The sequence below is a fragment of the Acinetobacter sp. 1125_18A genome (assembly GCF_052824985.1).
Genome location: NZ_VTDG01000002.1, coordinates 411,591 through 435,721, shown reverse-complemented (window position 1 = coordinate 435,721; position 24,131 = coordinate 411,591). Strand labels below are relative to the sequence as shown.

Here is a 24,131-nt window from a genome sequence, read left to right as displayed (position 1 = left end):
AGAGGGTTCTAAATTTATGAAACGCATCAATGTTGTGGGGACTTCTGCGTCAGGAAAAACAACATTTTCAATAAGATTGGCTCAAAAATTAAAACTCACCTACATTGAATTGGATGATTTATTTTGGCTAGATGATTGGCAAGAGTCTACCGATACTGCATTTTTTCAGAAAATTCAGGCCAAATTAGATCAAGCTAAATCTGGTTTCGTCATAGATGGTAATTATACGCGAACCACGCAGATCAAATGGCGAGATATCGATACTGTAATTTGGTTGGATATTCCTTTTTATATCAATCTTTACCAATCCATACAGAGAGCTGTTCGTCGTGCTATTTTTAGACACAGACTTTGGGAGAGTTCAAATAATCGTGAAAGTTTTAGTAAAATGTTTAGTCGTGACTCGATTATTTGGTGGATGATTAAAACGCATCAAAAAAATCGACAGCAATATATAACGATGATGAATGATCCTCAATATTCACATATTCGATTTATCCATTTAAAATCGCGAAAAGCTGCTGATCAATTTTTGAGTTTAATTTAAGTCCTTTATAAGTTAGGATAAATTTTGAAAAAATATAACAATACGTGTCGAATATTTTTATGAAAAATTAAGTAGAATCGTGATTGAATAAGAGGTTCATGCTAATGATGGTGATGGCATAACAGAAGTATTGTATCAGTGGGATATTAATCATAGGACAATAAAATGAGTGATTCTCAATTTTTAACAACTTTACAAGAACAGGTAAAGAACGGGCAAAAGTATAGTTATTTGTGTTTTTGGGGGCATAGTCAAAAGACTTCTGGAAAAATAGACAAGAGCTGTTTGAGTCAATGGTTTCCTGCAAAATTTGAAATTGATGGTGTCAATTATCAAAGTACAGAACAGTATATGATGGCGCAGAAAGCCAAACTATTTAATGACGAGGATATTTTTCAGAAAATTTTACAAACAGACGATCCTAAGAAAATAAAAGCATTAGGTCGTTTGGTCAAAAATTATCAAGATGAGATTTGGATTGCTCATCGTTATGAAATTGTGGTTCAAGGTAATTTGGCTAAGTTTTCTCAAGACAATGATCTTAAAGCGTTTCTACTGAGTACCTCAGATCAGATCATCGTTGAAGCCTCGCCTGTAGATCAAATCTGGGGGATTGGACTTGCAGCAGATCATGTTAATGCGACAAATCCAAACGCATGGCAAGGTTTAAATCTTTTGGGTTTTGCCTTAATGGAAGTGAGAAAGCAACTTTAAAGTTGCTTTCTTTTTAATATTCATTTTATCAAATAGATAAGACATTATAGTCCAAAATAATAAGCCGCAAGGCAGATTAAAATGGTCACAATAATTAATGCAAAGACACCTGTTTTACCTGGTTTATGCTCAGGATTTGTCTTGCTGTTAAACGCTTGACGCTGCTCAGTTTTGATATTTTCATGCGTGTCAAAGGGCGAGGCAATTTGTTTTGGCGTTAAGCGTGCAGATTTATAATGATTTGCAACTTTAACAATAAATTTTGATTTTAAATCTTCAACTTTTTGCAGGAAATGGCGCAAATTCGTTTGTTCTTCAGGGCTCATGATTTGCTCATTTTCATCATAGGGATGCTTTAATTTTGCAGAAATAAAACCCTCTAATGCATCTATACGACAGAAGGTTTCATGTGCGTAATTAGCTTGATAGTCAGTGGGTAACAACGCAAGTTTAAGACTTGAATCCTCGGTCGTGTATACAGTTTCTTCTAATCCATAATAAGGTAAATCTTTATTTGCTGGTTCTGGAAAACCTTTGGCATATTGGGTATCAAACAATTCATTGTCTGTATAAATTTGAATATCATCCCAATTCGGTTGAACTAAATCTTGTTCAATCCGTTTAATTAATTTTGCATTGAGATCATAGCGCCAAAAAATCTCGGTACGCAAATCGGGACGTTGCTGCTCAGGCGCTTCATAATCATTTTCTGCGCTATACCATTCCGCCAATTCTTTACCAAAAATCCATGCGGTTTTCTTTTGTTGATCATGGCTAACAATAAAGTGGGGGATGGCTAACAGTTCAACATTTGCATTTGGATTTTGTTCATCATTTAAAATGCTAGCGCTATGTAGGCTGAGTCGATACACGCCTTGTTTTTTTAGCCCTTCAAGCCAAATCTGAAAATGCTGTGCCAATAGGTGCTGGTTGGTTAAATCACGGAAGCCAAAAGCATGCTGATTAAAAATGGCATGATTGACCCAACGAGAAAAACTGATCCCTTGAGTGAGATACTCATTGCCATAAGTGACGAGTGTAAGTTGACGTTTCCAGATTTGATCGAGTGCCATTTTTTATAGATCTCAGCGACATTAAATCCATTTTATACTTTTTATAAATCAAAGTTCTAGCATTTCAACAGGAATCAAACAGGGAAATATACAAATTATTTAGAATAAGTTGTGACTAATCGTATTTTTTGTAAAGCGGAAACTTCATTCAACTGCATAAAAACTGTTAGAATATAGAGTTATATTATTTTTCTAAAATATTGCTTTGAGAGTTACTATGTCACTGGAAGCCCTGACCACTGAAGCGCTCGCTGCGATTGCAGCAGCTCAAGACCTGACTACACTCGACCAAGTACGAGTGCAATTTACAGGGAAAAAAAGCCAGCTTGCGGAACAATCTAAGGCACTTGGCAAAATGGACCCTGAAGAGCGTAAAGTTCAGGGTGCTGCAATTCATGCAGTACGTGAAGCGATCAGTGCAGCGTTGACTGAACGCCAAACTGAATTACAGAAAGCTGAATTAGAATTAAAGCTAGCAAGTGAAACAATCGATATTACTTTGCCTGGACGTGGGCAAGCTGTAGGAAGTATTCATCCTGTTACTCAGGTTCAAGAACGTATTTGTCAATTCTTTACCAAAGCGGGTTTTACTGTTGCGACAGGGCCAGAAGTTGAAGATGATTATCACAACTTTGAAGCATTGAATATTCCAGGACATCATCCTGCACGTGCGATGCATGATACTTTTTACTTTGATGCAAACCATTTGCTACGCACCCATACCTCAGGTGTACAAGTACGCACAATGGAAAACTCGCAACCACCGATTCGTATCGTTTGTCCGGGGCGTGTTTATCGCTGTGACTCAGATCAAACCCATTCTCCAATGTTCCATCAAATCGAAGGTTTATACGTTGCTGAAAATACCAGCTTTGCACAATTAAAAGGTTTGTTGATTAATTTGCTAAATGAATTTTTTGAGAAAGATTTGAAAGTACGCTTCCGTCCATCTTATTTCCCATTCACTGAGCCAAGTGCTGAGGTGGATATTATGGATGAGCGTGGTCGTTGGTTAGAAGTTTTGGGTTGCGGTATGGTGCATCCAAATGTTCTACAAGCTGCGGGTATTGATCCTGAAAAATATAAAGGCTTTGCATTTGGTCTTGGTGTAGAGCGTTTCGCAATGTTGCGTTATGGCATCAATGATTTGCGTATGTTCTACCAAAACGATGTGCGTTTTTTACGCCAATTTGCTTAACAAATTTATACCTCTCCCTGACCTCTCCTAAAAGGAGAGGGGATGTCCAAGATAATGAGACGAAGGGTTCTGCCTCCTTTTTAAAGGGAGTCAGAGAGGAATTCATTGATATTGAATATAGGTTTTAGAAATGAAAATTAGCGAAAATTGGCTTCGCACATGGGTCAACCCTGCAATTGATAGCGATACCTTGTCTGATCAACTGACCATGTTGGGACTTGAGGTTGATGAACTGGTTCCTGCAGCTAAACCATTTACAGGTGTGGTGATTGGTGAAGTTTTAACTGTTGTACAGCATCCTGATGCAGATCGTTTACGTGTCACCACAGTGAATATTGGTTCGGGTGAACCTTTGCAAATCGTATGTGGTGCGCCAAATGTACGTGTTGGGATGAAAGCACCAGTTGCAACCATTGGTGCAGTGCTCCCGGGTGATTTTAAAATTAAAAAAGGCAAACTTCGTGGTGTTGAATCACAAGGAATGCTGTGTGGTGCTTCAGAAATTGACCTTGAAGATAAAATTGATGGTCTGTTAGAACTTCCTGCAGATGCTCCTGTAGGCACAAATATTCGAGAATATTTAAATCTTGATGATCATGTGATTGATATCAGCATCACGCCAAACCGCGGTGACTGTTTTAGTATTCGAGGGGTGGCACGTGAAATTGGGGTAATAAACCAATTGCCTGTAACAGCACCTGAGATTCAAGACGTTGCTGCTACGATTGTTGATCAGAAGCAAGTCGTTGTGACAACGGATGGTTGCCCTCGTTACTTAGGCCGTGTGATTAAAAATGTAAATACCAAAGCACCTACGCCAGCGTGGATGGAGCAAGCTCTAGCACGTTCAGGTATTCGTCAACACAGTATTCTTGTTGATATTACCAACTATGTGCTTATGGAGATTGGTCAACCGTTGCATGCGTTTGATGGTGGTCAGGTTCAAGGTTCAGTGCATGTGCGTCAGGCAAGTGCAAATGAAAAGCTTGTTTTGTTAAATGAACAAGAAATTGAATTGACCGAAGATGTTATGGTGATTGCAGATGATGTAAAAGCATTGGCGATCGCAGGTATCATGGGGGGCTTATCCTCATCTGTAACAGATGAGACCACTGAAATTTTCCTTGAATCTGCATTCTTTGCACCATTACATATCGCAGGCCGCGCACGCCGTTATGGTTTGCATACAGATGCGTCACAACGCTATGAACGTGGTGTGGACTTTGAATTGCCTATGATCGCAATGCAACGCGCTTCACAATTGATTCAAACCCTTGCAGGTGGTGATTTCGGTCCAATTACCGTATCTGAAAAAACTGAATTATTGCCTAAGCGTGAAGCAATTGAATTGAATCAAGCGCAAGTGGATCAATTGCTGGGTTATCAAGTTCCTACTGCATTTATTACAGATGCACTGCAACGTTTAGGTTGTGATGTGACTGTAAAAGCTGAAGGTGAATGGACTGTTGTACCACCATCACATCGTTACGATATGGCAATTTATCAAGATTTGATTGAAGAAGTTGCGCGTATACATGGTTATGACAATATTCAAATTAGTCTGCCAGTGATTGATGTAAAACTTGCTAAACATCAGGATCAATTTGAACTGACTCAGTTACGTCAAACTTTAGTAACACTGGGGTATCAAGAGGCGATTAGTTTTAGTTTTGCAGATTTAAAACTTGAAAAACAATTGAATTCACAAGTAAACCCATTGGCGCTTGCTAATCCGATTTCAAGTGATTTGGCAGTCATGCGTTCAACCCTGCTTTCAAGCTTAATTCCGTGTGTTCAGTACAATATCAATCGTCAACAAAGTCGTGTGCGTTTCTTTGAGCTAGGGTTACGTTTTGATTATCAAAACGCGAAAAGTATAGAAGATTTGAAACAGATTCCAACTTTGGCTATGATTGCTGTAGGATCAAAACAAATTGAATCTTGGCATGGAAAAGCTCAAGTTATGGATTTCTTTGATCTCAAGGGTGAGGTCGAAGAGATTTTAGCAGCTGGACGTGTTCACGTTGAATATGTTCGTTCTGATCGTGAATGGTTACATCCAGGTCAGTCTGCGGAAATTCTCGTGGATGGGAAATCAGTAGGTTATTTAGGTCGTCTACATCCATCTTTGGAAAATGCACTGGATTTGAGCACAACTTGGATCGCAGAGCTCGACCAATCGGCTGTTTTGCAAACTTATGTATCTAATTTTACAGAATTATCACGATTTCCATCGGTTAGACGTGATATTGCGCTTGTAATTAGTGATAAGATTAATGTTAGTGAAATTCAGCAACTTATCGAAAAAACGGGTGGAGAGCTTTTAGACTCTACTTGGTTATTTGATGTGTATACAGGGCAAGGTGTTGAACAAGGTAAGCGCTCTTTAGCATTTGCATTGTTATGGCAACATCCATCACGTACACTCGAAGATGCTGAGATTAAATCCGGTATGGATCATATTATTCAAGTGTTAGAAGACACTTATCAAGCGACATTGAGGGCCTCATGACAGCATTAACAAAAGCAGAAATGGCTGATCATTTAAGTGAGCTTACGAGTTTAAACCGTCGTGAAGCAAAACAAATGGTCGAGTTGTTCTTTGACGAGATTAGCCAAGCATTAATTGCAGGCGAACAAGTCAAACTTTCAGGTTTCGGAAATTTTGAACTACGTGACAAACGTCAACGTCCAGGTCGAAATCCTAAAACTGGAGAAGAGATTCCAATCTCAGCACGTCGAGTTGTAACATTCCGTGCAGGTCAAAAATTTAGACAACGTGTGGGTACAGAACAAGAAGATTAATCGGGAATTTGTGTGTCGTAAGATGAAAGCTCTGTAATCTAAAAGTTTTGTAAGATAAAAACCCTGAGTAATCTGCTTGGGGTTTTTTATTGCCAGAAATAAACATCATTTGAATTCCGATTAACCAGTTTGCTGTAATCACAGTGATAAGACTGGAATATCGCTTTTTATCTCTATACCCAAAGATCAAATGGGTTTAGGTGGGTGATGTTTGGTTAAAAACAGAGTAGGGGGAGATGGTGCAATTGTTGGGTGAAAGTGAGACCCTTATGCGGGATAAATTTATTTTAAGAAAATTCTAAGCACCTTTATAAAAATGCAAATAAGTAAACCTATTCTAGTGTTGGTTAAGATGATCTAAATACGCTTGCAATTTTAAAGGGCAATAACCAAAGTAAAATAGAGTGGTGTGGTTTTGTGCTTATTGGATCTAAGTGTTCTGTAGCGAAAGATAATGCAGCTTGTTTATGATGATTTAAACTTTAAAGTAAAAAACAAAGCAAAAAAAAGAGAACCTAAAAGGTTCTCTTTTCTTGATAATAATCTAAGCGATTATTATTGAGCAGCTGAAGCAGCAGCAGAAGCGTCTGCAGCAGCAGCAGTAGCATCAGATGCAGCAGCAGTAGCGTCAGCAGCAGCATCAGTAGCAGATGCAGCAGCAGCGTCAACAGCAGCAGTAGCTTCTACAGCTTGAGAAGCAGCAGTGTTTGCATCAGCAGCAGCTTCTTCAGTTTTTTTAGCACAACCAACGAAAGCTAAAGTAGTAGCAACTGCAGCAGCAATAGCGATTTTTTTGAATAACATGGCATCACTCTCATAAATTTAATTGAGACAAAAAACCCAAGTTAGCCTGTTTTTTGCTTTTTGCATGAGCAGTCTAACTGGTATGCGAATATGCTATCACTGCGCATTTTGAATTGCTACTGTTTATCTTAAAAAAACTGACCAAATTGATGAAAAAATGATGTTTTTTTAACAGTATTTTACAATCAAGTTGCGTTTTTAGATTGGTTTATTGATAAATAAGTTATTAATAAATATAAAAAATCTTAATGAATAATTTTTATATTCAAATATTTGCAATATCGTGTAACGTTGAAACTCGATGATTGTATATTTATGTAAATAATGTCAACCAAATAAAAAGGCTACTCTTAAGAGTAGCCTTTTTAAGTATTTATTGAATTAGTTAGCAGCTTTGCGCTTCATTTGATCAAAGAAATCATCATTGGTTTTGGTTTCTTTCATGCGATCCAACAAGAATTCCATCGCCACTAATTCATCCATAGGATGAAGAAGTTTACGAAGAATCCATACTTTACGTAGGTTTTCTTCGCTCATGAGACGCTCTTCACGACGCGTACCTGACTTTTTGATATTCATTGCTGGGAAGACGCGTTTTTCAGCAATACGGCGATCAAGGATGATTTCTTGGTTACCTGTACCTTTGAATTCTTCGTAGATCACTTCATCCATTTTACTGCCTGTTTCAATCAATGCAGTCGAAATAATGGTGAGAGAACCACCTTCTTCGATATTACGTGCAGCACCAAAGAAACGTTTAGGGCGTTCTAAGGCATGTGCATCAACACCACCGGTAAGTACTTTGCCAGATGAAGGAACAACAGTGTTATAAGCACGTGCTAAACGCGTGATTGAGTCAAGTAAGATCACAACATCTTTTTTGTGCTCTACCAGACGTTTGGCTTTTTCAATCACCATTTCAGCAACTTGGACATGGCGAGCTGGAGATTCATCAAATGTTGATGCAACAACTTCACCACGCACAGTACGTTCCATTTCGGTCACTTCTTCAGGACGTTCGTCGATCAGAAGGACAATCAGGAAACATTCCGGATTGTTACGCACAATAGATTGGGCAATGTTCTGTAATAACATCGTTTTACCCGCTTTTGGCGGTGCTACGATAATTGAACGTTGGCCTTTACCGATGGGTGCAACCAAGTCCACGACACGCGCTGTCAAATCTTCAGAAGAACCATTACCCAGTTCCATAACCAATTGCTCAGTTGGGAAAAGTGGTGTGAGGTTTTCAAATAAAATTTTATTGCGTGAGTTTTCAGGGGTGTCATAGTTAATTTGATTAACTTTTAATAATGCAAAGTAACGTTCACCTTCTTTAGGTGGGCGAATCGTACCTGTAATCGTATCACCAGTTCGTAGATTAAAACGACGAATTTGTGAAGGACTAACATAGATATCATCCGGACCTGCAAGATAAGAACCTGCAGCGGAGCGTAAAAAGCCGAAACCATCAGACAAAATTTCAAGAACACCATCACCAAAAATTTCTTCGCCATTCATTGCATGGCGTTTGAGGATGGCAAAAATGATGTCTTGCTTACGGTTACGAGCCATTCCTTCAAGGCCCATAAACTCAGCAATTTTAATGAGTTCGCCGATCGGTTTTTTCTTGAGTTCAGTTAAATTCATAAATGGTCAGATTGAATAAGGATGTGTGGAACACAGATAAAGAGAAAAGAAGCAAAAGTCGCCAGCAGTGTAATAGGTGAGTTGAAATTGTATAGACACAAAAACAAACTCAGAATCTATGTAGTTCTTTCGAGGAGAAATATGTAAAACAATTTCTGTTGCCGAACGGCGATCTTATGTGTTGTCCTTTAAGAAACAGGAAGAGAATCCTAATGTTCCTTGAGCATGGAATATAAGTTAGATCAACAAGTTTGTCAAATTATAGTCGAAAAAAAATACGCTCGAAAATCAAGCGTATTTCTCATTTTCCTAGATTTATACAAATAATGTATAAATTCAGCAAATTAAATATTTTCTTCAATGAATGCAGTTAATTTAGATTTTGGCACTGCACCAATTTGTTGAGCAACAACTTCACCATTTTTAAACATCAATAATGCTGGAATGTTACGAATGTTGTAGTTGACCGCAGTTGCTTCACACGCAGTTACATCAACTTTAACGATTTTAACTTTACCTTCAAATTCAGTTGAAAGTACTTCAAGGACTGGTGCAATCGCTTTACACGGTGCACACCAGCCTGCCCAGAAATCTACGATTACAGGGATATCAGATTGAAGTACATCTGCATCAAAGTTGTCATCAGTGGTATTTACGATATTGCCAGACATGGATTTTGCTCCAAAATATTTTAAAGATGAATCTATCTATGGATATAAGTATTACATAGTCATCTTTAACAATGTAGGGGGATGCTTAAATTTTCATTCTAATTTGTGAGTTTGTCCAATTGATGCTCACGATATTTACAATCGGATCTTTAGAAAAACCAGTGAAACTGTCACATAATTGTCATATATGCTGAAAAAGTAATGACTCATCAAATTGTCTAAATAAATGGCTTTTAAAAAGCGTGTATGTGAATTAATCTAAGCAGCAATTCAGTATGAGTTTGTATAAATAATGTCTGATTTTTTGATTGATGAAGAATTACTTGCTGCGATTGATATGGGGTCAAATAGTTTCCATTTGGCAATTGCTCGTGTGGATCATGGTGAAGTTAAGAAAGTTGCTTCTATGTCAGAAAAGGTTCAGCTTGCAGCTGGATTAGATGAAAATAAAAACTTAACTGAAGCTGCACAGCAACGAGGCTTGGCTTGCTTAGCGCGTTTTGTTGGGCGTTTAAGTTCAGTACAGCCGACTCGACTCAGAATTGTAGCGACAAATGCGCTGCGTCAAGCGAAAAATGGGCATGAATTTATTCAAAAAGCAGCGGAGATCTTGCCAAAACCCATTGAAATTATTGCGGGACGAGAAGAAGCCCGACTCATTTACTTGGGTGTTTCCCATACCATGGCCAATAGTGGTCGTCGTCTGGTGATTGATATTGGTGGTGGATCTACTGAACTGATTATTGGTGAAGAGTTCGAGCCGATTCATACCGAATCTTTACAAATGGGCTGTGTGGCCTTTACTAAAGCCTACTTTGCCGATGGTGATATTAACAACAAAGCTTTTGATAAAGCTGTGGTTGCGGCACGAAAAGAATTATCTTCGATTGCAAATACCTATAAAGCTGCAGGCTGGGATACTGTGGTCGGTTCTAGTGGAACCATCAAAGCATGTCGCCAAATTGCAGTCAATATGGGCTGGAGTGATGAGCAAGAGAATCTGACTCGTGAAGGTTTAGAAAAATTAAAAGACAAATTGCTGAAATTTAAAAATATTTCAGATATGGAATTTGATGGTTTAAAAGAAGATCGCAGAGCAGTATTACCTGCGGGTCTAGCGATCCTTTATGCTGTGTTTGAAGTCTTGAATATTGATAAATTGGTATATTCAGATGGGGCATTACGTGAAGGTGTAATGTATGACTTACTCGGCCGTTTCCAACACGAAGATATTCGCGATCGTAGTGTACAGGCGATGATGGGACGCTATGGTGCAGATGCAAAACAAGCTGAGCGTGTGGTTGAAACAGCACAACATTTGTTTAATGCTGTGGCCAGCACACTTAACTTAAACAGTGATGATAGTGATCTGTTGCGTCGAGCTGCTTACTTGCACGAGATGGGTTTAGCCATTAGTCATAGTGGTTATCAAAAGCACAGTGCTTACTTATTACAACATTCAGACATCCCCGGTTTTTCACAAATTGATCAAAACCATTTGTCACATTTGGTCGCTCATCACCGTCGTAAATTACGAGTAGATGCCAAATTAGACGTGTTAAAAGTGGGCGGTAACAAGCTTGTGTACTTGTGCTTGTTGCTTCGTCTTGCAGTTTTACTAAATCATAGTCGTAGCGATGAGATGCTTCCTGCCATTGAATTGACGATAGAGAATGAGCAACAATGGCAACTCAGCGTTTCTGGTGATGCCAAACAATGGCCATTGCTGGTTGCAGATTTGCATGATGAGCAAGTGCAATTTAAGCATTGGGACATTGAATTGAATATTCAGTCGGAACAGTTTATCGATTAACTTAAAGGTTTGGTGATGATGGAATGATCAATCATTTCATATCACTTAAACCTAAACTTCCGATGCGTAATCCATCGGTGAATTAGGGATAATACTCGACTTATGAAAAATAAAGCTGCTCAATCTCAAGCTTGGAAAACGGTTCAAATTGCACGTCACCCTGAGCGTCCGCAATTTTTGGATTACGTAGGCGAAATCTTTACTGAATTTGATACCTTGCATGGTGATCGTCTATACGGTGATGATGGTGCGATGGTGGGTGGATTGGCCCGTTTTAACGGTCAGCCAGTAATGGTTGTGGGCCAACACCGTGGTCGTAGTACGCGTGAAAAATTACAGCATAACTTTGGGATGTGTAATCCTGAAGGATACAGAAAGTCTCAACGCTTACTGGATATGGCGGAACGCTTTAATCTTCCTGTATTTACCTTTGTTGACACCATGGGAGCATACCCGGGTATTGGTGCTGAAGAGCGCGGTCAAGCAGAAGCAATTGCAACCAGCTTAGCACAACTTTCAAGCCTTAAAGTGCCAGTCATTGCAACTGTTTTAGGTGAAGGTGGTTCTGGTGGTGCGTTGGGCATCGGTGTTGCAGATCGCGTTATTATGCTGTCACACAGTATTTACTCTGTGATTTCACCTGAAGGTTGTGCTTCTATTCTATGGAAAACTGCAGATAAAGCAGAACAAGCCAGTGAAGCACTTGCATTAACTGCTGACAAGCTCAAAGAAATTGGTATTGTTGAATATGTGGTTGATGAAGGCGAGGGTGCTCATTTACATCCTTTTGAGGTTATGGAAAAACTCAAGGATGTGTTAAAACAAGCGCTTGATGAATTACAGCCAATGACTGCGGAAGAACGATGCGAAGCACGTTATCAACGTTTAATGAAGTTTGGCAGCGACAATTTAGGTCTTGCTTCTTAAAACAGTATTCTCAATTTCCTGAAAATACCCGTTTCTTAATCGGATGTAGTGGTGGTATGGATTCCATGCTGTTGCTACATCTGATGGCACAACTTTTCCCCAAGCAAATTCGTGCAATTTATGTCAATCATCAACTGCAAAAAGTCAGTGATGCGTGGGCTGATTTTGTAGCTCAACAATGCACAGCGCTCAATATTCCTTATATTCTTCAGCCGGTTCAAGTCGCTCAAGGCAATCTTGAGAGTCAAGCACGTCAAGCGCGTTATCAAGCCTATTTACAGCATATCGATGAAAATGAGGTATTGGTTCTTGCACATCATCAGCAAGATCAGGCTGAAACGTTAATGCTGCGTTTGCTATCAGGTGCGGGGGTTACAGGTCTATCTGCAATGCAATCCATCGATCAGCGCGATCAATTGCTGATTTGGCGGCCTTTACTTGATACTTCCCGTGAGCAGATTTGCCAATGGGTTGAGCAACTGAAAATCGATTATGTGGATGACCCTTCCAATTTAGATATACATTATGACCGTGCATGGTGTAGACATGAACTTTGGCATATTTTGCAAAGCCGTTATCCTAAAATGCAGCAAGCATTGGCACGTACCAGCTATTTAATGCAAGATGCTGATGAAATTCTCAATGAGGTGGTACAACAGGATTTAAAGTTCTGTGGTCATCCTACACAATTGGATTTAGCCAAATTGGCATCACTTTCCCCTGCTAGACAGCGGCAACTTCTCTCTATGTGGATGAAAGGTGAGGGGGCATATCGCCCAGCCTTGGACATGGTGCAAAGGCTACAAGATGAAGTAGTTGAGTCTAAGACAGATGCGCAAGCCGCTTTACATTGGAATCATTTCTATTATTTACGTTATCAAAATCAGTTGTATCGAATTGAACAAAACCAATATTTAGCATCAAAATCTAAACAATTGCCTCAAGAACAGGAAGTTCAATTTCAGCTTCATCAACAACTACAATTCACATCTGGTGTGTTTCAGATCGAAAGCTCTAAAATGGGCCTGGCTTTTGCATTAATCAATCATAAGCTAACATTAAAGCCGCGTTTGGGTGGTGAAAAAATTCATCTTTATGGCAGAGTCGGTGCTTGGCCTTTGAAAAAAGCCATTCAAGAAGCACATATTTTTCCGTGGATGCGTCATACAATTCAAATATTAAGTGTAGATAATGTTATGCTTGGGGTGTTTACACCAAATGGTTTTTGGTTGGCGCAATCTGAATATTGTGAAGTGGGTGGATGGCAACCAAATTTAATCTCTGAGTTAAAAACTAAGGTCGAGCGTGATTCATGAGTGCAGCGTTAAATTGTAATATTACTTTCATTGGTGGTGGGAATATGGCACAAGCCCTAATCGGTGGCTTGTTGAGTCGTGGATTACCTGCAACACGTATTACAGTTTCTGACCCCTTTGAAAATATTCGACAATTGCTACAAGAAAAAGATGTTCATGTGACTGATGATAATATCGCAGCAATTAAAAATGCCGATATTGTTGTTTTTGCTGTAAAACCTCAAGTTTTGGGTGGGGTGCTTAAACCTTTAAAAGGTTTACTCGAAGATAAATTATTGATCTCAATCGTTGCTGGTGCTGAAATTAAAACGATTTCAGACTTAACCGGCAGTGAGCGTGTTGTTCGTGTTATGCCGAATACCCCTGCTTTGGTTCAAACTGGTGCACATGGTATGTTTGCGAAACCAGAGGTCAGTGCTAAAGACCGTGAATTGGCAACACAAGTACTTGCTGCGACAGGTTTAACGCTTTGGGTGAGTTCTGAAGCACAGATTGATGCTGTGACTGCTGTTTCTGGTTCTGGTCCTGCATATTTCTTCTATATGATGGAAAGCATGATTCGTGCTGGAAAAAATATGGGTTTAGATGAGAAGGTTGCGACTGCTTTAACTTTACAGACAGCACTTGGTGCAGCACAAATGGCAATTACCAGCTCAAATGCGCCATCGGAATTGCGTAAAAATGTAACTTCTCCAAACGGCACTACACAAGCTGCTTTAGAAGTATTTGATCGTGCTCAAATTTCTCAAAATATTCAGACAGCTTTAGCTGCTGCGCAGAAGCGTAGTCAGGAACTGGCTCAAGAATTAAGTGACAGCATTAAATAATTATTGATTTTTAGGAACGTTCCAGTATGGGTGCAAATTCTGCGCAAATTTTTGGCATTATTATTAACGTAGCGATTTTGCTCGTATTCTTTCGTTTTTTAATGCAATTGGCCATGGTGAGTCCATACAATCCAGTGGTGATGTCGACAGTTAAAGCGACAAAAATTGTGGATATGTTTGGGCGAATTTTTCCGCCTTTGGCCAAAGGGCGAGTAAATACAGCTGCATTAGTTTTGCTAGTGGTGTTATATCTGCTTAAAATTTTTGGAATGATGTACTTGCAAGGTGCAATACCCAATAGTCCTGTACATTTGATCATTCTAACTTTTGTTACCATGATCCAAGACCTGATTCGTTTTTGTCGCTATTTAATTTTTGCGACCATTATCCTCAGTTGGGTGGTGATGTTTACTCAGTCGAGATCACCTTATATTGAAGTGATTCAAGAGCTTGCTGAACCGTTGTTGGCACCGTTCCGCCGTATCATGCCAAATATGGGAATGATTGATCTTTCTCCAATTTTAGCGATTTTGGCATTGATCATTGCTGAAAAAGTTATGGATTATGCTGCGATTGCATTGTTAACAGGGCTTTAATTTACCAGTTTAAATAGCAAAAGGACTCAATCGAGTCCTTTTTTTGTGAATGTTAAAATATAAAATTGAGTGTGCTTTCAACAAAAGATGATCGCTCCCTAACCCTCTTCTAGAAAGTTAGGGAGTCTTTTAAAGGCTTAATGTGCTTCACCCCAATTCTTGCCTTGACCGACTTCAACAACTAAAGGTACCGATAAGGTAACGACTTTTTGCATTACATCTTTAATCTGTGCAGCCAATTGATCTGCAATAGCCTCATCAACTTCAAACACCAATTCATCGTGTACTTGAAGTAAAAGTTTGGCCTGGTCTTGAGGTAAGATTTTATTGACTTCAATCATCGCCATTTTAATGATTTCAGCCGCAGAGCCTTGGAGTGGGGCATTAATCGCAGCACGTTCCGCACCTTTACGCACCATCATATTTCGAGCATCAATATCTGGTGTATATAAGCGACGACCTGTGATGGTTTCTACAAAACCTTGTTCCAGTGCGACTTGGCGGGTACGTTGCATATACTCATAAATACCCGGATAACGGTGGAAGTATTGCTTAATATAGTTTTGCGATTCTTCACGAGTAAAGCCCAGTTGACGAATCAAACCAAACTCAGACATACCGTACAATAAACCAAAGTTAACAGCTTTGGCTTGGCGGCGTTGATCAGAGGTCACATTTTCCAGCGCGACACCCAAGACCTCAGATGCTGTACGACGGTGTACATCTTGCCCATTTTGAAAGGCGTCAACCAAAGCATCATCTTGTGAGAAATGCGCCATTAAACGTAATTCAATTTGTGAATAATCGGCTGCCAAAAGTACACGCCCTTGAGGTGCAATAAAGGCTTTACGAATCTGACGACCAATTTCTTCACGTATCGGAATGTTCTGTAGATTTGGATCGGTTGAAGACAAACGACCTGTTGCTGTTAAGGCTTGATGGTAACTGGTATGTACGCGATGGGTCTCGGGATTGGCTTGTTTGACTAAGGCTTCAGTATAAGTACTTCTAAGCTTGGTTAAACCACGATACTCAATGATCAGTTCAGTAATTGGATGATCGATTTTTTCTAAAACCGCTTCAGAGGTACTGTATTGTCCCGTTGCAGTTTTTTTGCCACCTTTTAAACCTAATTTTTCAAATAAAACTTCACCGACTTGTTTGGGTGAACCGACATTAAAAGATTCGCCAGCGATTTCGATAATTTGATTTTCAAGATTTTGAATGGTATTGGCAAAGTCCACACTGAGCTGATCCAAGAAGCTTAGATCAAGTTTAATCCCATTTTCTTCCATGGTCGCCAAAACACTGGCTACTGGCATTTCAATGTGATGTAAGATATTGATCAGTTCAGGAATTTCTTTTAGCTTACGTTCCAAAACTTCATAAAGGCGGTAGGTGACATGCGCATCTTCTGCTGCATAATGTCCAGCGGTTTCAATCTCGATTTGATTAAAGGTCTTTTGTTTTGCACCTTTACCAGCAACCTGTTCAAAAGTCGTGGTCAAATGGCTCAGATAAACACGTGCAACATCATCCATACCATGGCGTGTTGTCACTGCATTCAAGACATAAGAGGCCAGCATGGTATCAAAATACCAGCCTTGTAAATGGATACCGTGATTTTCAAAAATATGTGCATCATATTTTAAATGATGTCCAATTTTTTCAACACTTGGATCTTCAAGAATCGGTTTGATTTGCTGAATAATCGCATCACGATTGAGTTGCTCAGGTGCACCTTCGTAATCATGTGCCAAAGGGATGTAATAAGCATCATTGGCATCAAAAGCCACTGAAAAACCAACCATTTCAGCGATACGGTAATCTAAGCTTGTGGTTTCAGTGTCAATTGCAAAACGTTTTTCTGTGCTTAAGCGCTGGAAGAGCTTATCCCATGCTTCTTGACTTAAAACAGTATGATAAGTGGCTTCACCAAGGCGGTCATCAACACTCGAACTTGTTGCTTGATCTGTAATTTCATTTTCAACAGGCTGCTCAGTTTTGCTAATACTTTGTGTTGTTTGTTTATAGGCTGAGCTATTTGGATTATTGGGATGATCTAGCGATTGTAATTGATTACGGAATTCAAGTTCAGTATACAAGTTGCGTAATGCTTCAACATCAGGTTCACAGAGCTTTAAATCATCATAGCTCAAGCTTAAATCGAGATCGATAACAATACTTGCCAATTGATGATCAAGTGCAATCCCTTCAACATTGTCTTTTAAACTTTGTCCAACTTTACCTTTGATATTGTCAACATTTTCTAAAATGCCAGCAATCGTACCATATTCATTTAACAGCTTCGCTGCCGTTTTTGCACCAACACCAGGTACACCACGAATACCATCAGAGGCATCACCCATCAAGGTTAAATAATCAATAATTTGATCTGGACGGACGCCAAATTTTTCGATTACACCGTCGACATCCATCGGTTTGTCTTTAAAACTGTCTTCGAGGGTCACTTTATCCGTGACCAACTGAGCCATGTCTTTATCACCAGTAGAAATTAAGACTTGATGACCGGCTTTTTCAGCGCGTTTTGCCAAAGTTCCAATGATGTCATCCGCTTCAGCACCTGGAAGCGTATGTAATGGAATACCTAAAGCACGAATCAAGGCATGCAGATAAGGGATTTGTTGTGACAATTCTTCTGGCATGCTTGGGCGGTCACCTTTATATATTGGTGACAGTACATGGCGAAAAGTCGGTTCAGGCGTATCAAAAATAACCGCCATATGTGTTGGTTGCACACGACGCATCAGTTTTTGAATTGCAGAAATTGCCCCACGAATCGCATTGGTCTGTAATCCAGTTGATGTGGTTAAAGGTGGGAGTGCATGAAAAGCACGAAATAAAAAGTATGACCCATCGACCAATACAAATGGTGGCATTGATATTTTCCTAATTCAAATAACCGCTTTATTGTACGTGATTTTTTGCGCTTGCGAAGATGCAACGGTCATCCTTGTGTTACTGAATATCTGATGAATTCACATAATCATCAGGTAAGGCTGTTGTATCATCGAGTTACTCAGGATCGAGAAAGATGAAATATGCTCAAAGGGCAGAGTGAAATTCGCATCATTTGGTTAATGATGCTGATCATTATCGCAGTCAGTGCATGGTTTTTAGATGCACGGATATTGACCTATATCTGTGGTTTGGCATTTGTCATGAGTGTGATGCAGTATGTGGATGCGATTCAAGATCCATTGCAACAGATCGCGCAACAGACACGGGTTCCACTGCAAAGCACATCAAAAGTGCCATTATATATCTCCTCGATTATCGCCGTTGTGGGTTTAACACTGCATTTGAGCTGGATGGTGGGTTTAGGGTTAACTGCTTGGATTTTCTTTTTTTTACGCTGGTTACGCCGTTTAGAGCGCTATTTGAGCCAAGTTCAATTGCAAATTCAACACTTGAAAGTGTCAGAGCTGGTACCCGCCGATATAAACCATCCATCATCGATACAACGAAGCATCGGCACGCCACAAGATTCGTCGCTAAACTTAATGGGGCAAATTCGCCAATGGATTTTTCAAGGCAACCCTGTTTTGAAAGTTGCGATCTTGGTTTTGGTGATTGGTATTGTGTTACTGCTGCGTTTTGCGACAGAGCATTGGCAATTAAGTTTAGCAGTCAAACTTTCAATTGTTGCTTTGTCCAGTGGTGCAATCACTGCGTTGGGTGTAGTACTACAAAATAAAAATCGTAGTTTTGCTTTAGCAATAGAGGGGTTGGGGCTTGCGGGATTATTTTTAACCTTATTCTTTGCCTATTACAATCAGGTGATTCCGAGTCTTTATCTGGCAAGTTTGTGTTTTGCTGTAATTATGGCGCTGACATTGAGTTTAAGCTTAAAGCAGCAAAGCGTGGAATTGGCATTGATGGCAGTGCTTATCGCTTATATTGCACCATTTACGTTGCCTGTGCGAAATGCAACGGTAGCAGAACTGATGGCTTATTATTTAGTGATTAACATTGCGATTGCTGTACTGAGTACATTAAGACCTTGGAAATATTTAAATCAGATCGGTTTTTTAGTGACTGTAATCATTGGTGGTGGTTATGCGTTCTATCATGGCTATAGTCAAGAAAAACAATCACTCACGATACTTATTCTTGCACATCTTGCAGTATTCATTTGGCTTGGTTTTCGATTTAGTCAATTGATCGCCAAACAGGATCTTGAGCAATTTAAACTGAAACCCAGTTTAGATGTTGCGTTGATTTTTGGTGCACCGATAATTGGCTATTTATTTTTATATTTAATGTATTTTCACCAAGAACTGATTCTTGCTGGTTTTAGCCTTGGTTTTGCTGTGGTGTTTGCTGGGATTTATCAGCTTTCAAAACGTAATCAATCTATTCAACTGATTTCTCAAAGTTATTTTAGTTTGGCATTGATCTTTCTTGCTTTAATTCCACCGATTCTTCTGCATGGTCAGTGGAGTGTGGTGGGTTGGGCTGTTGAAGGCCTCTGTATTTTTGGCTTTGCCTTATATAGACAATCGGTGATCAGTCGTTATATGGCGATTGCCTTGTTGATTGTTGCAGGCTGTTCAAGCCTTTATTACTTGTTTGAATTGCCTGATTTTCCAACCACGATGTATTGGTACTTATGTTTAAGCTATATCGCCGTGGTGTTATTGGCAAATAGCCGTGATGATTTTCGCAAACAGATCAGTTCAGTAACGACGTTGTTTTTAAGCCTACTGATGATTTCTGCAACCACGATGATTCTTGCATTATTGCTTGATCTCTTAGAGGGAGAGAATCGATATATATACAGTGTATTGATTGTAGTTATTGCTTATCTGTTGATGAATGAATTGATGTTATGGCTAAAGGCCAGATCAACATGGTTGATTCCAAAATGGATTGGGGTAATTCCCGTCTATGTATTTACACTCATTTTATTGCTGGATATTAGTAAAAATGGCATGTTGCTATGGACCAGTGATATTGAACGATGGGGTATCGCAGTTTCAGGTTTAGTGCTAGCGACAGTCTGGTTAAGACCTGCAAAAGGGCTACAGTTTGAAAGTGAATGGCTCAGTTTAGGTGTTTTAATCAGTTTAAGTCTAAGCAGTCTTAGCTTAATTGCAACGATGCCTTATATCAGCATGGTCATTTTACCTTTAGTGTTTTGTGGATGGTGCTTCTTTCAGAAAAACTCAGAATGGACAATGTTTTGGCAAACGCGCAGCAGTTTGTTACTGATGTTGATTTGGATGATTTGTTCTCAGCTATTTTCACAGCAAGCATTTCAAGGATATTTATTACCAATCTTAAATCCCTTTGATTTGGTTAGTATCGCCATGTTAATTGGTTTTTTCTGGATGCTGAACCTTCAATTTAAACAAGCTTTGAAGCCGGGAATCGACCATGGAATACTTGCAGTACTATGTGTTTTAAGTTTGTTATGGCTGAGTAGCTATATCGTTCTAAGAGCCTTACATGTGTATTTTGCTACACCTTATAACCAACTGAGTCTTTGGCAAGATGCCACTGCTCAACTGAGTCTAACCTTGCTTTGGGTAAGCTTAGCCTTTATTGCGATGAGCTTTGCTAGCCGTAAATTATTACGTCCTTTATGGATTTTAGGGGGGAGCATTTTGGTGATTGTCACCTTAAAATTGGTACTGTTTGATTTATCTCATATTGGAACGTTAACGCGCGTGATTTCTTTCTTGGGTGCGGGTTTTGTGATGCTGATTATTGCCTATATTGCCCCGATTCCAGAGCAGAACAATTTAAATCCTTAATTATGAATTGAGCGATATTTAAGTTGTTCAGGTGAAAGCAAAATAAAAGAGGCGTCTACCATGTAATAGACGCCTCTTTTTAATTCAAGGATTGAGGTGCTTAAAGAATTTCAATCGCTACAGCAGTCGCCTCACCACCACCAATACAAAGGGCAGCAATACCTTTTTTACCACCAGTACGTTTTAACGCATGAATCAAGGTCAGGATGATGCGTGAACCTGTAGAACCAACAGGATGGCCGAGGGCACATGCACCACCATGAATATTGACTTTTTCAGCGTCCAATTTAAATTCATCGATAGGGCACATGGTAACCATAGCAAATGCTTCATTGATTTCCCATAAGTCAACATCTTGAACATCCCAACCGGTTTTATTCAGTACTTTTTGGATTGCACCTACTGGGGCAATGGTAAATTCAGAGGGATGTTGTGAGTTTGAAGCATAGGCAACAATTTTTGCTAAAGGTTGAAGCCCTTTTGCTGCAGCATGATCCGCAGAGGTTAAAACCAGCGCAGATGCACCATCTGAAATTGAACTGGCATTGGCTGCCGTGATTGTTCCATCTTTGGCAAACGCAGGGCGCAAGCTAGGAATTTTGTCGATATTGGCATTAAATGGTTGTTCATCTTGATCTATAACAACATCGCCTTTACGGCTTGAAACTGTGACAGAAACGATTTCATCTTTAAACCAACCTTCAGTAATAGCTTTTTGTGCACGTTGTAAAGAACGAATCGCAAAATCATCCATCTGTTGACGTGTATAGCCTTTGCTATTTGCCATATCTTGGGCAAAAGAACCCATTAAACGACCCGTTTCAGCATCTTCTAAGCCATCAAAGAACATATGGTCTTTTACTTCACCATGGCCCATGCGATATCCACTACGTGCTTTTGGCAAAAGATAAGGTGCGTTGGTCATCGATTCCATACCGCCAGCAACAATCACTTCCGCCGAACCTGCTTTGATTGCATCCGCAGCCTGCATAACTGCTTTCATGCCTGAACCACATAATTTGTTAATGGTTACAGCACCGGTTGAATCAGGTAAGCCGGCTTTGCGCATCGCTTGGCGTGCCGGGCCTTGTTTTAAACCCGCAGGTAAAACACATCCCATAATGACTTCTTGTACATCATTTGGTTGTAAGCCAGCACGGGCAATGGCTTCTTTAATCGTCGCAGCACCTAGTTCTGGCGCAGTCAAACTGGTCAGGCTTCCTTGAAAACCACCCATAGCTGTACGCGCACCATTCACAATTACGATGTCAGTCATTGTTTTAATCTCCAAATGATTATTCTGTGAATATATCCAAAACCTAAGCAGTATATAAAAAATAGTATAAGAATAAAGTCTAGCGATTGAATATATGCTGACCGTAGAGAACAGTTTTTAACATTCAGGTGGTGGCCCTAAATTTATTGCTCCCATTCGTCCGATTTTGTAGCGCTTATTATTTACCTCATCATATTGGCTACAATAATAGAAGCTTCCAGGTGAACCTCTGGGTAAACCTGTATCACCTTGTAAAGTCAATACATCTCTACTGCTGGCACTTCCGACCCAAGTCAGTTTGCCATATTTAATTTTATTTTCAGTTTTGAGGAGTATGTGATCTTCAGAATCGACTTGTTTGTTTTTATTTTTATCTGTAAAAATAAGTAATCCTTTGTTCCATTTGTCTTTTTCACATCGAATTAAATCTTCAGATGAACAAATGACCACAGTAGTATGTCGAACTAAAGCTTGACTTCTTGCATAAGAAACATGCTGTTGAATATGTGCGGAAATGATTCTAATCTCTTGTTTTTGCATCCAATTATGATAATGGGGCAAACAGATTAGGCTGATAATTGTAAGGATACAAATAGTGGTAATAAGCTCGAACAAGGTAAGTCCTCGTTCTTTACAATAAAAATACATCTTTGAGGCTTCTGTTAAGTCTTGTTTTTTATTTGAAAAATAATGATTTTTCTATTAAATTTAATTGAAATGTTAACGTAGTAAAATATTTATTACTATCAGTTTCTTTTACTGCTAAAATGCACGTAGCAAAAAGATAAGCGATCCACGCAAAAAAATTGAGTAAAAAGTTACCGAATTACAACGGAAATTGTAAGTAATTTTGTCAATAATTTACTTGATTAAAGTTATCAAGCACTTGGAAAAAGCCTCAAGTGTTTGTATGATTCAACGTGAGTAGCTTAAAAATAATACTGGGGTATTAAAATTTATCTCAGGATAGCCAATAAATTTTAGGCTAAGCTTGAACAACAATTGTTATCTCTGGAGGATATCCATGAAATTGAGTCGTATCGCACTTGCTATGCTTGTTGCCGCTCCATTCGCTGCTGCTAATGCTGGTGTAACTGTTACACCTTTACTACTTGGTTACACTTTCCAAGACTCTCAACACAACAATGGTGGTGATAAAGGCGAGTTAACTAACGGTCCTGAATTACAAGACGATTTATTCGTTGGTGCTGCACTTGGTGTAGAACTTACTCCATGGTTAGGTTTTGAAGCTGAATATAACCAAGTTAAAGGTGATCTTGACGGTACTGGCGTAGCTGGTTCTGAATACAAGCAAACTCAAATCAACGGTAACTTTTATGCTACTTCTGATTTGATCACTAAAAACTATGACAGCAAAATCAAACCGTATGTATTGTTAGGTGCTGGTCATTACAAGTACAAACTTGATGACATGTCTTACCATAACAACGAAGAAGGTACTTTAGGTAATGCTGGTGTTGGTGCTTTCTGGCGCTTAAACGATGCTTTATCTCTTCGTACTGAAGCTCGTGGTACTTATAACTTTGACGAAAAATTCTGGAACTATACTGCTCTTGCAGGTCTTAACGTAGTTCTTGGTGGTCACTTGAAGCCTGCTGCTCCTGTAGTAGAAGTTGCTCCAGTGGTTCCAGTTGCTCCAACTCCAGTTGAACCAGCTCCACAAGTTCTTACTGAAGATTTGAACATGGAACTTCGTGTGTTCTTTGATACAAACAAATCAAATATCAAAGATCAATACAAGCCAGAAGTTGCTAAAGTTGCTGATGCGTTAACTACATTCCCGAATGCGACTGCTCGTATTGAAGGTCATACAGATAACACTGGTCCACGTAAGTTAAACGAACGTTTATCTTTAGCTCGTGCTAACTCTGTTAAATCAGCGCTTGTAAGCGAGTACAACATTGATGCATCTCGTTTGTCTACTCAAGGTTTCGCTTGGGATCAACCGATTGCTGACAACAAAACTAAAGAAGGTCGTGCTATGAACCGTCGTGTATTCGCGACAATCACTGGTAGCCGTACTGTAACTAAATAATCCTTTATTTAGTGAATAAAAAAGCGACTCAATTGAGTCGCTTTTTTATTTAAAGTACTTATAATTATAGAATATCTA

At 39.4% G+C, this 24,131-nt stretch carries 19 protein-coding genes; 12 read left to right on the top strand and 7 right to left on the bottom strand.

The window, feature by feature from the left end:
* The first annotated feature begins 16 nt into the window (after positions 1-16).
* A complete protein-coding gene (locus FY049_RS04920) occupies positions 17-547 on the top strand; it encodes an adenylate kinase (RefSeq protein ID WP_353161222.1) in 531 nt (176 codons plus the stop codon).
* Between the two features lie 165 nt (positions 548-712).
* On the top strand, positions 713-1,261 hold the full coding sequence (locus tag FY049_RS04915; protein ID WP_056514870.1) for an NADAR family protein: 549 nt from the start codon (positions 713-715) through the stop codon (positions 1,259-1,261).
* A gap of 44 nt (positions 1,262-1,305) precedes the next feature.
* Here the strand turns inward: FY049_RS04915 and FY049_RS04910 are convergent, their stop codons facing one another.
* Entirely contained in the window at positions 1,306-2,334 is a 1,029-nt protein-coding gene (locus tag FY049_RS04910) for a hypothetical protein (RefSeq protein WP_446083273.1), read from the bottom strand.
* Between the two features lie 217 nt (positions 2,335-2,551).
* Here FY049_RS04910 and pheS point away from each other — a divergent pair, with 217 nt between their 5' ends.
* From pheS to FY049_RS04895, 3 genes are all read left to right on the top strand, one after another.
* A complete protein-coding gene (gene pheS / locus FY049_RS04905; RefSeq protein WP_446083272.1) occupies positions 2,552-3,532 on the top strand; it encodes a phenylalanine--tRNA ligase subunit alpha in 981 nt (326 codons plus the stop codon).
* Positions 3,533-3,662: 130 nt separating this feature from the next.
* Positions 3,663-6,044 (top strand): phenylalanine--tRNA ligase subunit beta, encoded by a 2,382-nt coding sequence (gene pheT, locus FY049_RS04900; RefSeq protein ID WP_446083271.1) that lies wholly within the window; start codon positions 3,663-3,665, stop codon positions 6,042-6,044.
* Positions 6,041-6,337 (top strand): integration host factor subunit alpha, encoded by a 297-nt coding sequence (locus tag FY049_RS04895; protein ID WP_004723042.1) that lies wholly within the window; start codon positions 6,041-6,043, stop codon positions 6,335-6,337. The genes pheT and FY049_RS04895 overlap by 4 nt, the downstream gene beginning before the upstream one ends.
* Before the next feature lie 555 nt (positions 6,338-6,892).
* Here the strand turns inward: FY049_RS04895 and FY049_RS04890 are convergent.
* From FY049_RS04890 to trxA, 3 genes are all read right to left on the bottom strand, one after another.
* A complete protein-coding gene (locus FY049_RS04890) occupies positions 6,893-7,141 on the bottom strand; it encodes a hypothetical protein (protein WP_446083270.1) in 249 nt (82 codons plus the stop codon).
* A 381-nt stretch (positions 7,142-7,522) separates the two neighbouring features.
* Positions 7,523-8,791, bottom strand: coding sequence for a transcription termination factor Rho (gene rho / locus FY049_RS04885; protein ID WP_004723038.1), 1,269 nt, complete (start codon positions 8,789-8,791; stop codon positions 7,523-7,525).
* A gap of 344 nt (positions 8,792-9,135) precedes the next feature.
* The gene (gene trxA / locus FY049_RS04880; protein ID WP_004723035.1) at positions 9,136-9,462 is read right to left on the bottom strand and encodes a thioredoxin; all 327 of its coding nucleotides are present in this window, start codon (positions 9,460-9,462) and stop codon (positions 9,136-9,138) included.
* A gap of 292 nt (positions 9,463-9,754) precedes the next feature.
* Between trxA and ppx the strand changes: the two genes are divergently transcribed.
* From ppx to FY049_RS04855, 5 genes are all read left to right on the top strand, one after another.
* On the top strand, positions 9,755-11,275 hold the full coding sequence (gene ppx, locus FY049_RS04875) for an exopolyphosphatase (protein ID WP_209826811.1): 1,521 nt from the start codon (positions 9,755-9,757) through the stop codon (positions 11,273-11,275).
* Between the two features lie 102 nt (positions 11,276-11,377).
* Positions 11,378-12,202 (top strand): acetyl-CoA carboxylase carboxyltransferase subunit alpha, encoded by an 825-nt coding sequence (locus FY049_RS04870; RefSeq protein WP_004819131.1) that lies wholly within the window; start codon positions 11,378-11,380, stop codon positions 12,200-12,202.
* The gene (gene tilS, locus FY049_RS04865) at positions 12,139-13,518 is read left to right on the top strand and encodes a tRNA lysidine(34) synthetase TilS (RefSeq protein WP_446083269.1); all 1,380 of its coding nucleotides are present in this window, start codon (positions 12,139-12,141) and stop codon (positions 13,516-13,518) included. Before FY049_RS04870 ends, tilS begins: the two co-directional genes overlap by 64 nt.
* A complete protein-coding gene (proC, locus tag FY049_RS04860) occupies positions 13,515-14,345 on the top strand; it encodes a pyrroline-5-carboxylate reductase (RefSeq protein ID WP_004819135.1) in 831 nt (276 codons plus the stop codon). The genes tilS and proC overlap by 4 nt, the downstream gene beginning before the upstream one ends.
* Positions 14,346-14,371: 26 nt before the next feature.
* Entirely contained in the window at positions 14,372-14,941 is a 570-nt protein-coding gene (locus FY049_RS04855) for a YggT family protein (RefSeq protein WP_004723028.1), read from the top strand.
* A 137-nt stretch (positions 14,942-15,078) separates the two neighbouring features.
* Here the strand turns inward: FY049_RS04855 and polA are convergent, their stop codons facing one another.
* Positions 15,079-17,841, bottom strand: coding sequence for a DNA polymerase I (gene polA / locus FY049_RS04850; RefSeq protein WP_446083268.1), 2,763 nt, complete (start codon positions 17,839-17,841; stop codon positions 15,079-15,081).
* A gap of 162 nt (positions 17,842-18,003) precedes the next feature.
* Between polA and FY049_RS04845 the strand changes: the two genes are divergently transcribed.
* A complete protein-coding gene (locus FY049_RS04845; protein ID WP_446083267.1) occupies positions 18,004-20,721 on the top strand; it encodes a DUF2339 domain-containing protein in 2,718 nt (905 codons plus the stop codon).
* A 100-nt stretch (positions 20,722-20,821) separates the two neighbouring features.
* Here the strand turns inward: FY049_RS04845 and FY049_RS04840 are convergent, their stop codons facing one another.
* On the bottom strand, positions 20,822-21,997 hold the full coding sequence (locus tag FY049_RS04840) for a thiolase family protein (RefSeq protein WP_056514842.1): 1,176 nt from the start codon (positions 21,995-21,997) through the stop codon (positions 20,822-20,824).
* A 117-nt stretch (positions 21,998-22,114) separates the two neighbouring features.
* Entirely contained in the window at positions 22,115-22,537 is a 423-nt protein-coding gene (locus FY049_RS04835) for a GspH/FimT family protein (protein ID WP_224964820.1), read from the bottom strand.
* Between the two features lie 484 nt (positions 22,538-23,021).
* Here FY049_RS04835 and omp38 point away from each other — a divergent pair, with 484 nt between their 5' ends.
* A complete protein-coding gene (omp38, locus tag FY049_RS04830) occupies positions 23,022-24,053 on the top strand; it encodes an outer membrane protein Omp38 (protein ID WP_056514838.1) in 1,032 nt (343 codons plus the stop codon).
* Positions 24,054-24,131 lie beyond the last annotated feature (78 nt).